At 30.5% G+C, this 14,585-nt stretch carries 15 protein-coding genes; 1 reads left to right on the forward strand and 14 read right to left on the reverse strand.

From position 1 onward, the window contains the following. Positions 1 to 1,471: DAK2 domain-containing protein (locus ACI3VO_RS11025; protein ID WP_439757966.1), on the reverse strand; the 1,471-nt coding region annotated here is incomplete at its 3' end. 15 nt (positions 1,472 to 1,486) lie between these two features. Continuing rightward, positions 1,487 to 1,837: an Asp23/Gls24 family envelope stress response protein gene (locus ACI3VO_RS11030; RefSeq protein ID WP_320625723.1), complete on the reverse strand. Its 351-nt coding sequence runs from the start codon at positions 1,835 to 1,837 to the stop codon at positions 1,487 to 1,489. Positions 1,838 to 2,234: 397 nt separating this feature from the next. Between ACI3VO_RS11030 and rpmB the strand changes: the two genes are divergently transcribed. Next, positions 2,235 to 2,423 carry a 50S ribosomal protein L28 gene (gene rpmB / locus ACI3VO_RS11035; protein ID WP_290687078.1) on the forward strand — a complete coding sequence of 63 codons (189 nt, stop codon included), beginning with the start codon at positions 2,235 to 2,237 and terminating at the stop codon, positions 2,421 to 2,423. 161 nt (positions 2,424 to 2,584) lie between these two features. Here the strand turns inward: rpmB and ACI3VO_RS11040 are convergent, their stop codons facing one another. The 12 genes from ACI3VO_RS11040 to ACI3VO_RS11095 form a co-directional block, all read right to left on the reverse strand. Next, positions 2,585 to 3,886, reverse strand: coding sequence for a dicarboxylate/amino acid:cation symporter (locus tag ACI3VO_RS11040; protein WP_439757967.1), 1,302 nt, complete (start codon positions 3,884 to 3,886; stop codon positions 2,585 to 2,587). Positions 3,887 to 4,459: 573 nt separating this feature from the next. After that, positions 4,460 to 5,107, reverse strand: a complete 648-nt coding sequence (locus ACI3VO_RS11045) for a thiamine diphosphokinase (protein ID WP_439757968.1) — start codon at positions 5,105 to 5,107, stop codon at positions 4,460 to 4,462. A gap of 12 nt (positions 5,108 to 5,119) precedes the next feature. Further along, positions 5,120 to 5,776 carry a ribulose-phosphate 3-epimerase gene (gene rpe, locus ACI3VO_RS11050; protein ID WP_439757969.1) on the reverse strand — a complete coding sequence of 219 codons (657 nt, stop codon included), beginning with the start codon at positions 5,774 to 5,776 and terminating at the stop codon, positions 5,120 to 5,122. Between the two features lie 3 nt (positions 5,777 to 5,779). Then, positions 5,780 to 6,661, reverse strand: coding sequence for a ribosome small subunit-dependent GTPase A (rsgA, locus tag ACI3VO_RS11055; protein WP_439757970.1), 882 nt, complete (start codon positions 6,659 to 6,661; stop codon positions 5,780 to 5,782). A gap of 51 nt (positions 6,662 to 6,712) precedes the next feature. Further along, positions 6,713 to 8,491 (reverse strand): Stk1 family PASTA domain-containing Ser/Thr kinase, encoded by a 1,779-nt coding sequence (gene pknB, locus ACI3VO_RS11060; protein ID WP_439757971.1) that lies wholly within the window; start codon positions 8,489 to 8,491, stop codon positions 6,713 to 6,715. Positions 8,492 to 8,503: 12 nt separating this feature from the next. Then, positions 8,504 to 9,256 (reverse strand): Stp1/IreP family PP2C-type Ser/Thr phosphatase, encoded by a 753-nt coding sequence (locus tag ACI3VO_RS11065; protein WP_439757972.1) that lies wholly within the window; start codon positions 9,254 to 9,256, stop codon positions 8,504 to 8,506. 17 nt (positions 9,257 to 9,273) lie between these two features. Beyond that, complete coding sequence (gene rlmN / locus ACI3VO_RS11070) at positions 9,274 to 10,305, reverse strand: 23S rRNA (adenine(2503)-C(2))-methyltransferase RlmN (RefSeq protein WP_439757973.1); 1,032 nt, start codon at positions 10,303 to 10,305, stop codon at positions 9,274 to 9,276. Between the two features lie 8 nt (positions 10,306 to 10,313). Then, positions 10,314 to 11,639 carry a 16S rRNA (cytosine(967)-C(5))-methyltransferase RsmB gene (rsmB, locus tag ACI3VO_RS11075; RefSeq protein WP_439757974.1) on the reverse strand — a complete coding sequence of 442 codons (1,326 nt, stop codon included), beginning with the start codon at positions 11,637 to 11,639 and terminating at the stop codon, positions 10,314 to 10,316. A gap of 99 nt (positions 11,640 to 11,738) precedes the next feature. Next, on the reverse strand, positions 11,739 to 12,428 hold the full coding sequence (locus ACI3VO_RS11080) for a zinc metallopeptidase (protein ID WP_439757975.1): 690 nt from the start codon (positions 12,426 to 12,428) through the stop codon (positions 11,739 to 11,741). Positions 12,429 to 12,470: 42 nt separating this feature from the next. Beyond that, positions 12,471 to 13,400 carry a methionyl-tRNA formyltransferase gene (gene fmt / locus ACI3VO_RS11085; protein ID WP_439757976.1) on the reverse strand — a complete coding sequence of 310 codons (930 nt, stop codon included), beginning with the start codon at positions 13,398 to 13,400 and terminating at the stop codon, positions 12,471 to 12,473. 12 nt (positions 13,401 to 13,412) lie between these two features. Next, the gene (gene def, locus ACI3VO_RS11090) at positions 13,413 to 13,853 is read right to left on the reverse strand and encodes a peptide deformylase (protein ID WP_439757977.1); all 441 of its coding nucleotides are present in this window, start codon (positions 13,851 to 13,853) and stop codon (positions 13,413 to 13,415) included. 35 nt (positions 13,854 to 13,888) lie between these two features. Beyond that, positions 13,889 to 14,585: helicase-related protein (locus ACI3VO_RS11095; protein ID WP_439757978.1), on the reverse strand; the 697-nt coding region annotated here is incomplete at its 5' end.

The raw sequence follows: 14,585 nt of genomic DNA on the forward strand, positions 1-14,585 counted from the left end.
CATCTACTAAGCTTTCTATAAGCTTTGTAGTTATATCGTCTACATCATCGCCTGCTGATAGTAGTTTTCCTTCACCTAGGCCTATAATGTTACCTTCTTTTACTTCAACATCATTTATAACTGTGTTTCTAACAGCATAAGTTACTTGGCCACTTTTTACTGTTGTTAAGGCTTCTAACATATTAGCTTCATTTTCTTCTATTGTTAAATCTCCATCGAAGCTAACTAATGCAGCAAATGCTTGAGATACATTTTTTGTAGGTATTACTATTATATTTTTGTCGCTTAAATCTTTAGCTTGATTTGCAGCCATAATTATATTACTGTTGTTTGGTAGTATAATTATGTTGTTTGCATTCATTTGGTCGATTGCATTCATGAAATCCTCTGTACTTGGGTTCATAGTTTGACCACCTTCTATTATGTGATCTACGCCGAAATCTTTAAATATTTTAGCTAAGCCTTCACCCATTGAAGTTGCTATAAAGCCGAATTCCTTTGCTTCTTCTTGAACTTCGTCTTTAGTATCTTGAGCATCTTGTATTACTTTATTTTCATGTTGTAGCTTCATGTTTTCTATTTTTATTGTCAATAATTGACCAAATGCTAGAGCTTCTTGAAGAACAGTACCTGGAGTATTAGTGTGAACATGTACCTTTATTACACCTTCATCTCCTACAACAACTAAGCTATCACCGTATTTTATCATTATATCGCGCATTTTTAAGTCAGATATTTTATCAGTTTCAAGTATAAATTCTGTACAGTATTGATATTTGATATCTTCTGTAGATATTTTGTTTTCTACTTTTATAGGAGTAGCTTCAGCAGATTGAATTTCTTCACTATCTATAAATTGGCCTTCTAGTGATTTTAACATACCTTCATATACTAAAACTAATCCCTTACCTCCAGAATCCACAACACCAGCTTCTTTTAAAGCGTGTAATAGCTCTGGAGTTCTATTTAATGAATTATTCGCTTCTTTTACTAAAAGTGTCATAAATTCTACTATATCGTCTTCTAAAGCAGCAACCTTTAAAGCGTATTCAGAGCTTTCTCTTACTACTGTAAGTATAGTTCCTTCTACTGGTTTTATTACAGCCTTATAAGCTGTATCAGAGCCATTCTTTAAAGCCTCAGCTATATCCATACTAGAAAGCTGATCCTTGCCTTCTATAGATTTAGCTATACCTCTTATTATTTGTGATAAAATAACGCCAGAATTTCCTCTCGCTCCCATTAAAGAACCTTTAGAAAGAGCCTTTCCAAGTTGTCCTATATCATCCTTTTCTACTTTGCTTAATTCTTTTATTGCACAAGATATAGTTAGAGACATATTTGTCCCTGTATCTCCATCTGGAACTGGAAATACATTTAGTTTGTCTACTATGTCTTTATGATTTTTAAGATTATTTGCACCAGAAACAAACATATCTCTTAATTGCTTTCCGTCTATATATTGAATCATTTCTTTCCTCCTAAATTACTTTACTCGAATACCTTGGACATTTACGTCTATTTTGCTGACCTTTATACCAGTGTCATTTTCAACAGAGTATTTTACTCTTTCTATTATGTTATTTGCAACTGTAGCTATATTGATACCGTATTGCATTATAACGAATAATTGAATTTCTATAGTGTTATTTTCTAATTCTGTTACTTTAACACCCTTTGCTATATTGCCTTCTTTTAGTAATTCTACTATTCCTTTTATTTTTTGAGAAAAGCCTACTAAACCGTAGCTTTCCATAGCAGCTCTATATACTATTTGAGCTATAACTTGCTTATCTATTTCTATACATCCATATTTATTATTTACTTTTGCACTCATGGTTTTTAACCCCCTTAAGTTTTAATTTTTTTATTACTTTTATTTTGTACAAAAACTATGTAAAATTTACATGATTCTTTAATTATTTATTTTAAAATTGATAATAAAGTATATTAAAATAATCAATCATTAGTATATAATACTATAAAATCATTATAAATTAAAGATTTTATCACAAAATCTTTATAATAAATAAAAGGCTCAAAAAAAATAATTTATGATTTTTCATTTTTAATATTTACATTATTACAATTTATATATATAATTTTATATGATAATGCGAAATTCTTCAATACGAAATAAATCATTATCATATTTGTCTTGCAAAATATTAATGTTTGTGTTAATATAAATATGTTTCAGTCTAAAAGATTATGGATTAAGGAGGTGTGCTAAGATGGCAAAAGTATGTTGTGTATGTGGTAAAGGTAAAGTTGCAGGAAACCAAGTATCACACTCAAACAAACATAATAAAAGAACTTGGTCTGCTAACTTAAGAAACGTTAGAGTTGTAGAAGATGGAACTCCAAAAAGAGTTAAAGTTTGTACAAGATGTTTACGTTCAGGAAAAGTTGAGAGAGCTTAATAATTTTATTATTATTAATTAAGGGATTACTGCAAAATACTATGTATTGTGCAATAATCCCTTTTTTAATTTCAAAAATTATTGATTTTAATTAAAAAAGCTTTATGGTGCAAATTCGCAATCTGCTCCATAAAGCTTTTTATTTTCTATATATTATAAAACTAGCAAACTAGAGTATCCATTTCTACTTCTTTTTCTTCTTTACTATTAAATACATCTACATCTACGTCTTTATTTTGATATGCAACTATAGTAGTACAAACTGCATCTCCAGTTATGTTTACTGCTGTTCTAGTCATATCTAATATACGATCTATACCCATTATAAGCGCTATACCTTCTACAGGAAGACCTACTGATGCAAATACCATTGATAAAGTTATAAGACCCACACCTGGTACACCAGCTGTTCCTATTGAAGCAAGTGTAGCTGTTGCAATTACTGTTAAATAATCCATTGGAGTTAAAGTTATTCCAAATGCTTGTGCAACGAATACTACGGCAACACCTTGCATTATAGCAGTACCATCCATATTTATAGTAGCACCTAGAGGTATAGTAAATGATGATATTTTCTTAGAAACACCCATTTTTTTATCCAATGTATCTATAGACATTGGTATTGTAGCATTTGATGTCGCAGTTGAAAAAGCAAATCCCATAACTGGAAGGAATTTCTTTATAAATTTAACAGGATTTAAACCTGTACCTATTTTTAAGAATGTCATATAAACTACAAAACATTGTACTCCCAATGCTAGGAAAACACTAAACATATATTTTAACATAGGGAAGAAAGCATCAAATCCTATATTTGCAAAGTTCTTAGATATTAGACAAAATACACCTACTGGAGCGACCTTCATTACAAGTACAGTCATTTCCATCATTAAATCGTTAAATTGAGTAAATCCTTTTAATAGTAAATCTGCTCTTTCTCCCATTTTTGCGATTAATATACCTACTATTAATGCGAAAACTATTATTTGAAGCATATTTCCTTCTGCTAAACCTTGAATAGGATTTTTAGGAATTATATTAAGTATAGTATCTGCAAAGCTAGTAGCTTCAGCTACTGTTGTCTCTGCCTGCTGAACTGATGCTATGTCAAGTCCTATACCAGGATTTATAAGTTTACCAACTGATAATGCCACAGTTATAGCTAAAGCAGTTGTAGCCATGTAAAATGCTATTGTTTTTACACCGACTTTGCCTAATGTCTTAGTATCACCTATAGCAGCACTACCACATATTAATGAACAAAATACTAATGGAACTACTAGCATTTGCATTAATCTTAAAAAACCATCCCCTAAAACATAAAAAACACCATTAATTAAAATATCGTCTCTAAAAGTTCCTTTTGGAACTAGATAGTAAAGTATAACTCCAAATATAGCCCCTAAAATAAGAGCAATAAAAATTCTCGTAGTTAGCCCAAGTTTTTTTCTATTTTTTTCCATTTTAATCTCTCCTTAAATAATTTTTTTATAAAACTTTAATTTTTTATTTTGATTTATTTATAAACCCGTATGATATTATACCACAAAATGAAAATAAATAAATAGAAATATCAATACTCATCATTTTCTATATATTCAGTCTTTATCTTTACTCGCAATTATAATTTTTTAACTTATAAAATTTCATATCTTTGTCAAATTATATATATTTTTCTTGAATTTACAAGCATTTATATATTTAAATAATCGATTAAATGCAATATACAGTTTTTTTCATTTATTTTTTTTATGTAAAGTCTATTTACTCAAAAAATATAAAAAGGACTCCTGCAAAGAAACATATATTCATTGCAAAAATCCTTTTAAAATATTATTTATTCTTTTTCATAAATTTTAAAATTATGTTTGAAATCCATTTTGGCATTTTGATAGTTACCATTCTCATGTTAATCACTCCTCACATAATAAATTTTATTCAGACTTTATTCTATATATGATTTAAAAGTTCTAATATTATATAAGAGAAAAAATTAAAAAGACAGTCTGTAAATTCAAACTGCCTTTTTAAATAATTTATATATTTAAATTTCTAATAACAAGTAAATAACCATCTTCAACAGTTATTGTACACTCATCCTCTAGCATTACATTTGATATGCCTAGAGGTGATAGGTAAGTTACCCTTGCCTTGTCTAATGGATATTCCAACTTCTCTAGAGTAACTCCTAATGCATCTTTTTTAAGAGCTACTATAGAAATAGTATCTCCCTTTTTGCCTTTTATAGTCTTTTTGTCGTTGTGTACTATAAAAATTTCTTCCTCGCTAGTCAATATTCTAGGCTCTACTCCCATCTCATATACATGATACATAAAACCTATATTTGCTAAAGCATGATCCATACGTCCTCCTAAAGCACCTATAAAATCTATCTGTGTGGCATCTAGACTTTTAGCTAGATGAACGCATATTTCTGAATCTGTCTGATCCTTATGAGTAGGGAATTTTTTAAATATTATATCGTGAGCTTCATAATGCTTTACAAGCTGTTCATCTATAGAATCTAAATCACCTATTACATAATTAGGTAAAATACCCATATTATTTAAGTGATTACATCCTCCATCAGCTCCTATAATATAATCGTAATTTTCTCTTTCAATTATTTCTTTTGTCAACTTATAATTATTTACAGTTCCATTTAGCACTATACAGACTTTCATTTTCAAATCACCTTACTTACTAGCATTTTCTCTAAGTGATTTTACAGCTTCGTCTATATCATCAGTATTAAATATAGCTGAGCCAGCTACTATAACATTAGCACCAGCATTTACTACTTCAGATATATTTGATGGTTTTACTCCTCCATCTACTTCTATATCTATATCAAGTCCCATTTCATCTATTAAGGCTTTTAATTCTTTTATTTTTTCTGTTACTACAGGTATATATGATTGTCCACCAAATCCTGGATTTACAGACATTAAAAGTACCATATCTACATCTTGTAGTACGTATTTTATAGTGTCTATTGGAGTTGCAGGATTTAAAGCAACCCCTGCTTTTATTCCATGTGATTTTATATTTTGGATAGTTCTGTGTAGATGTCTACATGCTTCTTGATGTACAACTATAATATCACATCCTGCATCTACAAATTGTTTTATATAGTTGTCTGGATTTTCTATCATAAGATGAGCATCAAATACCATATCTACATCCTTTCTAAGTGATTTTACTATTCCTGGTCCTAGTGTGATATTTGGCACAAAATGTCCATCCATTACATCTATGTGTAAATACTCACATCCTGCCTTTTCTACTTTTTTTACGTCTTCTAATAATCTTGCAAAATCTGCTGATAAAATTGAAGGTGCTAATTTAATCATTTTTTAATATCTCCTTTTCCCCTGTCTTATTTCATTTAATAATTGTATATAGCTTTCATATCTTTCTTTTGGAATTTCTCCATTTTCAACTGCTTCTTTAACTGCGCAATTCGGCTCATTTTGATGAATACATTTTGAGCCAAATTTACAGTCGTCGTATTGTTCAAATTCGATAAAATATTCCTTTAACTCTATATCCTCTATATCGTCAAGTGTCAAAGAACTAAACCCAGGAGTATCCGCAACAAGACCTCCAAATTCTAATTCAAACAGCTCTGCATGTCGAGTTGTATGTCTACCTCTTTTTATTTTGTCACTTACATCTCCTGTTTTTAATTTGAAGTTACTGTCTATTTCGTTTAGTAGGCTTGATTTTCCTACTCCTGATGGTCCTGCAAACACAACTGTATTATCTTTAAGCTCTTCTCTTACCTTATCTATATTTATTTTTTCAAAATTACTAACGCCTATTACTTTATATCCACAAGGCTCGTAGATATTTTTTATTTTTTCAAAAGTATTGTCGTCGTCTAAATCTATTTTTGTAAGTACTATTACAATTTCTAGATTTTCTCTCTCTGCAAGAACTATAAATCTATCTAATAAAGATAAATGAGGTGTTGGATTTTTAACAGCAAAGACTATCAATGCCTTATTTACATTGGCAATAGGAGGTCTAACAAGCTCTGTTTCTCTCTTTTGTATTTCCTCTACTACACCCTTTTTATTTTCTTCATCTACTATACTAATTTTTACGCGGTCTCCAACTAGAGGCGTTATTTTGTTTTTTCTAAAAATTCCTCTCGCTCTGCACTCATAAAGACCATTTTTTGTTTCTACGTAGTAAAAACCTCCAATACCTTTTATTATCCTACCTTCTATCATTAAAGCCCTCCTAAATATTTAAATAATTTAATTCCTTTATACAAATTAAACTTATTCATTATTACCTTCATCCTTAGTTTTGTCTTCATCTTGGCTATCGTCGCCAGTGTCGTTACTATCATCGACAGTGTTATCTCCACTATTATTGTTGTTGTTATTATTATTGTCAGTATTATTGTTATTACTATTATTATCTTGGTTATTACTGTCGTTGTTGTCATTTGTATTATTTTCTTGAGGTTTTTTACCTTTACTTATGACTAAATCGATTCTTGTATTTTCAAGAACTCCACTAGTTCCTGATACTGGACTTTGTGTTATTACAACACCTTCTTCATAAGATTCACTATATTGATAGCTTCTAGAGCCTACTTTTAAATTATTTTGTTCTATAAGCTTTTTAGCTTTTTCATAACTAAATCCTATACAGTTTGGAACAGTAGCTTCTTTTCCACCTAAGCTGACAACTACATTTATAGTATCTCCTTTTTCAACTTGTCCAGTTTGTGGAGTTTGTGATATTATACGACCTTTTTCAACATCTGCACTGTATTCTTCTGATTGTTGTAAATTAAGTCCTAAATCATTTGCTTGTTTATTAGCATCATCTATAGATAATCCAACAAAATTAGGAACATCAAATGATTCAACTTGATCTTGATTGTTAATTCCTGTAGAACCAAGTAATCCCTTAAGCGCTGATGCACCTGCAAATAAAGCACCTACAATTACTACTACAGCTAGTAACCCAATTATTGCCTTTTTACCTGATTTCTTTTTGTTTTTGCTTTTTTTCTTTACATTACTTTTACTAGATTTCTTTTTAGGCTTTTCTTCTTCGTAATAGTCATCGTAATCATCATCGTCTTCTTCTTCATAGTCTTCTAAATTTTCTTCGTAATATTTTTTATTTTTATTTGGATGATAATTCTTAGATTTAGCAATCAATTTATCTTGGTCGATCTTTTGAGTCACATAATTATCGTACTCTTTTATAAAATCTAAGTCTATATTTTTTTCTATGTATTCTATATCTTCTATTACTTCTTCTGCGCTTTGATATCTGTCCTCTGGAGATTTCTCAGTTAATTTACTGATTAAAGTTCTGACACTGTGGGGTATTCTAGTTTTTTCCTCTTGTGTAAATTCAATATCTTCATTTATATGCTGAAGTGCTATAGATATAGGACTATCTCCTCTAAACGGAACTCTCCCTATTATCATCTCATACAACACTATACCTAGTGAATATAAGTCAGCATTTTTGGCTACTGGTTGTCCTTTAGCTTGTTCTGGAGAAAAATAATGCACAGAACCTATTATGCTTCCTATATTCGTAATTGTTGAATTTGAAACGGCTTTAGCTATACCAAAATCAGCAACCTTAACCTGTCTACCTTCATTCGAAATCAATATATTATGTGGCTTTATATCTCTATGAATAACTCCCTTTTTATGTGCAGCACTTAAAGCCTGAGCTATTTGCTTAGTTATATCAAGGGCTGTATATTCATCTAAAACGCCTTCATTTTTTATTATCTCTTTTAAATTTTGTCCATCTACATACTCCATTACTATATAGTGAACTTTGTCCTCTTGACCTACGTCATAAACATTTACTATATTAGGATGTGTTATATTCGCAACAGCTTCTGCTTCTCTTTTGAATTTAGCTAAAAATTCTTCATCATCTGCAAACTCTGGTCTTAAAACCTTGACAGCTACGATTCTATTTAAAAGCTTATCTTTAGCTTGATATACAAAAGCCATACCTCCATCGCCTATTTTTCTAATAATTTGATATCTATTACCTAAAATTGTTTCTTCCACATTCTCACCATCCTAACTCTTCTCAATTACTATTACAGATACATTATCTTTTCCTGCAGTATCATTTGCAAAGTCTATTAAATTATGTGCTACTTTATCTAAATCGTCGTCACTTGATAAAAGCTCTTTTATTTTATCATCTACGACATATCCTGTAAGTCCATCAGTAGCTAGTAAAATTTTATCGTTTGTTTGTAACTTTTCTCTAAATATATCTACTATAACCATTTCATCTGTACCCATTGCTCTAGTTATATGATTTCTTATTGGATGTGTCATGGCTTCTTCTTCAGATATAATATGCATTTTGACCAAATCCTCTACTACAGAGTGATCTGTTGTTATACGTCTTAAATCATCTTCTCTAAGTATATAGCATCTGCTATCACCGACATTTGCAACATACATATCGTCGTTGTAGATTACTACAGTAACTAAAGTAGTTCCCATTCCATAAAAAGCTTCATCCTCTTTAGATTTTTCATATATTTTACAATTTGCATAGTTATACGCTTGTTTTATAACATCATCAAAATAATCTATTTTTATACTTCCTTCTTGAGATAAATTTTGAGATAAAAAATCTATTATACTATTTACTGCCATTAAACTAGCGACTTCACCTTTATTATGGCCACCCATTCCATCAGCTAAAGCAAATATCCCTATTTTTGTGTTATCATCTTTACATATGATTTTCGCATCTATAAAATCTTCGTTATTTTTTCTAACCTTTCCTATATCCGACGCCAAACTAAAAATCATATTGTTACCCCCTTCTTCTACTTGTGCTTTCTTCTCAATTGTCCACAAGCTCCTCCTATATCAGAACCCATAGAAATTCTTACAGTAGTCGGTATATTATTTTTTTCTAAAGCATCTCTAAACTTATAAATATAAGTTTTATCAGGTCTTTCAAAGTCCCTTTCCTCGACTTTATTTATAGGAATTAAATTTACATGGCATAACATTCCCTTTAAAAGTCTACTTAGCTCATCAGATTCAACTTTAGAATCATTTACTCCTTTTATCAAAGAATATTCAAAAGTTACTCTTCTATTAGTTTTATCTATATAGTTTTGGCATGCCTTTATCAAATCTTTGACTTTATATTTTTTTGCGACTGGCATTATTTCAGCCCTCTTATCGTCAAAAGGAGAATGTAGAGATAATGCTAAATTAATAGGTATATTTAAATCTGCTAATTCATACATTTTTGGTATTAGTCCACAAGTAGAAAGAGTTATATGTCTATATCCTATATTGAGACCATTTTTCTCGTTTACAATTTTTAAAAATTGTTTAGTATTTTCGAAGTTATCTAGTGGCTCTCCACTTCCCATCAATACTAAATTAGAAACTCTCTTTCCTGTGTCCTCTTGAATTTTCATTATTTGATCTAAAATTTCCCAAGGCTCTAAATTCCTAATAAGTCCATCCATAGTAGATGCACAGAATTTACATCCCATTCTACATCCTACTTGATTAGATATGCATGCTGTAACTCTGTCTTCATATTCCATCATTACTGATTCTATTATATTACCATCGTTTAGTAAAAATAAATATTTTTTTGTCTTATCTACTTTAGATTTTAACACCAATTCAGTGTCTAGGTTACCTATATAAGAAACTTTTTCTAATTTTTCTCTTAAAGTCTTAGGAATATTTTTCATGTCATCGAAGGTTCTAGCACCCTTGTATATCCACGAGAAAACCTGGCTTCCTCTAAATGGCTTTTCACCTATTTCCTTCATAAATTCTTTTAATTCTTCTTCAGTAAAGTTTTTTAAGGCTACTTTTTTATCTTCCATATTTTTACCTACCTTACTCTCTTTAGTTTAGCTATAAAGAATCCATCCATACCGTGTACATTTGGATAAATTTTTATATAGCCCTTTTCTTCATTTTCTAAATCTATATTTATATTTTCGATTTTGTCGAATTCAAATCTCTTGTTGCTTTGTAAAAAGCTCTCTACTACTTCTATGTTTTCATTGTCTTGAACTGTGCATGTACTGTAAATTAAAGTTCCGCCTACTTTTACATACTTAGAAGCATTTTGAAGTATAGCTTTTTGTAGTTTAGGAATATCTTTGACTTCTTCCTTTTGTTTGTACTTGATCTCAGGCTTACGTCTTATTATTCCTAGACCTGAACAAGGTACATCTGCAAGCACATAGTCGAATTTATCTACACTCTCTTTATCTAATTTAGTCGCATCAAATAATTCTACATCTACGTTTTTTAATCCAAGGCGTTTTACTGAGCTTTGTATTAATTTTATTTTGTGCTCGTAGATATCTCTAGATACCACATGTCCTGTATTGTTCATAAGTGTAGCTATATGAGTAGTTTTTCCACCTGGGGCACTACATACATCTAGGACCTGGCTACCTTCTTTAGGATTTAATACCTTAGCAACTAACATAGAGCTTACATCTTGTACTGTAAAAAATCCTTTTTTGTATAGCTCGTTGTTTTCTATATTTTTAAGATTGTTTACTTTTACTGCTTCTTCTAAGAAAGGAACCTTCTCACAATTTACTTCTTGCTCTTCTAGTAATTTTATCAATTCATCTCTAGTCGTCTTCAAAGTATTTACTCTTAAATATAGGCTTGGCTTCTCGCTATTTGCCTCAAGTAAATCCTCTGTGAATTCTCTTCCAAAATGGCTTATCCAATTTCTAATTATCCATTTGTCATATGAATATTTAGTAGATAAATTGTCCACCGTATCTTTTATTTTTACCTCTTTAATAGTGTCCTTTTGTCTTATGACATTTCTCAAGATTGCATTTACAAATCCTGAAGATCTATTGTCTAGTTTTTTTACTAGATTGACAGTTTCATTGACTGCTGCGTAATCTGATACACTATCTAAAAATAAAATTTGGTATATTCCCATTCTAAGAAGTATTTTTACCTTTATATTTAATTTATTAGTTTTTATTTTTGATAATTTATCTATTATATAATCTAGGTAAATTTTGTTTTCGACAACTCCGTATACGATTTCTGTCGCAAAGCCTCTATCTCTACTGTCTAGATTACAATCTTTAAAATGCTTATTTATAGCCATATTTGAGTAGTTTTGATTTTTTTCAATATCAAATAAAACCTTATAAGCTAAATTTCTTGATTTCATAAAAAATTTCTCCTTAATCAAATTAAGGGCGTGTCACAAAATAAACTTTTGATAATCGCACTCTGCAACACTCCCTTATTATATTACCATATTTTTTGCCTAATCATCTCTTCTGTTGGCAATTGTAATTAATCGTAATAATTGAAGTACTGCTGTAGCTGCTGCTGCAACATAAGTCAAAGCTGCTGCCTTAAGTACTTTTTTGCTTTCTCTTCTTTCGTCATGACTTACTATGCCTAAGCTTTCAATTTGAGCTAAAGCTCTACTAGAAGCATTAAATTCAACTGGTAAAGTCACCAATTGGAATACTACTGTAGCTGCAAATAGAAGTATTCCTATTTTAAGTAGGAAATTAAAAGATGACATAAATAAGCCTACCATTATTAAAATCCAAGATGCATTTGAAGCAAAATTAACCACAGGAACTATAGCTCCTCTTATAGTAAGCGGCGCATATCCTCTAGCATGTTGAATAGCATGACCACATTCATGGGCTGCTACAGCAACAGAAGTTATAGATGTTCCTCTGTATACATCTTGCGATAGTCTTAAAACTCTACTTCTAGGGTCGTAGTGATCACTTAAAGTTCCACCTATCATTTCAATTCTCACGTCGTAAATTCCATTTGCAGTTAAAATTTCTCTTGCAGTTTGTTCACCTGTATATCCTCTTTGCGTGCGAACTCTAAAATACTTATTTGTAGTTGAGCTTACTTTAAATTGAGCATACAGAGTAAGTATTATAGCCGGAATTAATATTATATATGTTGGATCATATCTATAGTACATAATTACGTCCTCCCTATTTCCTGTTATACATCATAATATTTATTATTGAAGTACAGTTCCTTCTTCTAAAGAATTTCCTTTTATAAATTCTTTGACTTCCATTCTCTTTTTGTTTGGCATTTGTATTTCTGTTATTAAGATTACTTTGTCCTTAGTACTTACTTTTATACCTTCTTTATCTACCTTAAGTATCGTACCAGGTTCCTTTGTACTTTTTTCATCTAGTATTTTAGTTTTCCAAATCTTCATTTTTTTATCCATATAAGTAGTATATGCACTTGGCCATGGGTTTACTCCTCTTACTAAATTGTGTATTTCTCTAGCAGTTTTTGAGAAATCCACATGACCTAAATTTTTGTCCATTATAGGTGCATAAGAAAACTCATCGTGGTTTTGAGGTGTTCTAGGTGCTTTGCCTTCCTTTATTAAATCTAAAGTCTCGCAAAGTACTTTACTTCCCTCTAATGTCATCCAGTCGTGAAGCTCTCCTGCTGTGATTTCATCGTCTAATTTGAATTCACTTTGTAGGATTATATCTCCTGAATCTAGACCTTCATCCATAAACATAGTTGAAACTCCTGTTTTTTCTTCACCGTTTATTATTACCCAGTTAATAGGAGCTGCTCCTCTGTATTTTGGAAGTAGTGATACATGCACATTTACACATCCATATTTTGGTATATCCAGGAATTCTTTAGATAAAAGCTGTCCATATGCTACTACTACTATGACATCTGGATTTAAGTCCTTTATTTCATTTACAAATGACTCTTCCTTTGCTTTTTCTGGTTGATATACTGGTAAATTATTTTCTATAGCTACCTGTTTAACTGGAGAAAAAACTATTTTTTTACCTCTACCAACTTGTTTATCTGGCTGTGTAACTACACCTATTACATCGTATTTTTCTTTTATAAGCTTTTCAAGACACCCACTAGCAATATCTGGTGTCCCCATAAATAATATTTTCAAATAAATCAACTCCTATTTTACAACTTTGTCTACATATAATATTCCGTCTAGATGATCTATTTCATGACAGAAGGCTCTTGCTAATAATTCTTCACCTTCTATTTCAAACCATTCACCATCTCTATTTTGAGCTTTGACCTTTACTCTATATGGTCTTACAACTTCTCCACTTTCTCCTGGAACACTTAAACATCCTTCGTTGTCTAGATATTCACCTTCTGTTTCTATTATTTCTGGATTTATAAGCTCTATAAGCCCTTCTCCGATGTCTATTACTACCATTCTCTTAAGAATTCCAACTTGTGGAGCTGCAAGTCCAACACCGTCAGCATGGTACATAGTATCTGCCATATCGTCTAGTAATAGTCTTATTTTATCGTTTACTTCTGTAACTACTTTAGATTTCTTTCTTAAAACTGGTTCTCCTATTTGCACTATTTGTCTTAACGCCATTTTCATTTCCTCCTAAATCTTAAATTTCCTATTCATTATAAAATACTATTTGGATTAATATCTATTGATATGTTAACTTCTTTTTCAAATACAATATCTCTTTTTGTTATACATATATATTTTATTATACCCTTTAATAAATTTATTTCAATATTATCATCTTTAAATAATATTTGCCATCTATAATTAGAGTTTATTCTCGAAATCGAACATGGATTAGGTCCTAATATAAAATTAAAATCCTTTATCCCGCGCTCTTTTAAAAGATATACAAGTGTATTATAAAAATTAAAAATATTTTTCTTAACCTGAAGCTCCCTTTTGCCACTTACTACAACACTCAGCATATTGTTAAAAGGTGTGTAGTTAAACAGCTTTCTGATTTTTATCTCGTCCTCATAAAATCCCTTAAAATCGTAATCTACTATTCGCTTTATCACACTACTTTCACTGCTATAGGTCTGCAGTATTACTTTTCCTTCTTTTTCAGATCTTCCCGCTCTACCAGATACCTGTGTCACAAGCTGGAATGTATTTTCGAAGCTCTTAAAATCAGGAAAGTTGAGCATCATATCTGCAGACAATATCCCGACCAACGTAACATGCTTAAAGTCAAGACCCTTACTTATCATCTGAGTTCCTATAAGTATATCTGCCTCTCTATTTTGAAATTTATTTAAAATATTTTCAAGATCGTTTTTCTTTGAGGTAGTGTCCTTATCAAGCCAGATC

The organism is Intestinibacter sp., from assembly GCF_051866655.1.
Lineage (GTDB): Bacteria > Bacillota > Clostridia > Peptostreptococcales > Peptostreptococcaceae > Intestinibacter.

Bases quoted from the DNA above. Each gene is read 5' to 3' on its own strand.
- ACI3VO_RS11045 (WP_439757968.1), bottom strand. From the start codon at position 5,107: ATGAAAGTCTGTATAGTGCTAAATGGAACTGTAAATAATTATAAGTTG.
- rpmB (WP_290687078.1), top strand. From the start codon at position 2,235: ATGGCAAAAGTATGTTGTGTATGTGGTAAAGGTAAAGTTGCAGGAAAC.
- ACI3VO_RS11065 (WP_439757972.1), bottom strand. From the start codon at position 9,256: ATGATTTTTAGTTTGGCGTCGGATATAGGAAAGGTTAGAAAAAATAAC.
- ACI3VO_RS11080 (WP_439757975.1), bottom strand. From the start codon at position 12,428: ATGTACTATAGATATGATCCAACATATATAATATTAATTCCGGCTATA.
- rsgA (WP_439757970.1), bottom strand. From the start codon at position 6,661: ATGATAGAAGGTAGGATAATAAAAGGTATTGGAGGTTTTTACTACGTA.
- ACI3VO_RS11040 (WP_439757967.1), bottom strand. From the start codon at position 3,886: ATGGAAAAAAATAGAAAAAAACTTGGGCTAACTACGAGAATTTTTATT.
- rlmN (WP_439757973.1), bottom strand. From the start codon at position 10,305: ATGGAAGATAAAAAAGTAGCCTTAAAAAACTTTACTGAAGAAGAATTA.
- rpe (WP_439757969.1), bottom strand. From the start codon at position 5,776: ATGATTAAATTAGCACCTTCAATTTTATCAGCAGATTTTGCAAGATTA.
- rsmB (WP_439757974.1), bottom strand. From the start codon at position 11,639: ATGAAATCAAGAAATTTAGCTTATAAGGTTTTATTTGATATTGAAAAA.
- def (WP_439757977.1), bottom strand. From the start codon at position 13,853: ATGGCGTTAAGACAAATAGTGCAAATAGGAGAACCAGTTTTAAGAAAG.
- ACI3VO_RS11030 (WP_320625723.1), bottom strand. From the start codon at position 1,837: ATGAGTGCAAAAGTAAATAATAAATATGGATGTATAGAAATAGATAAG.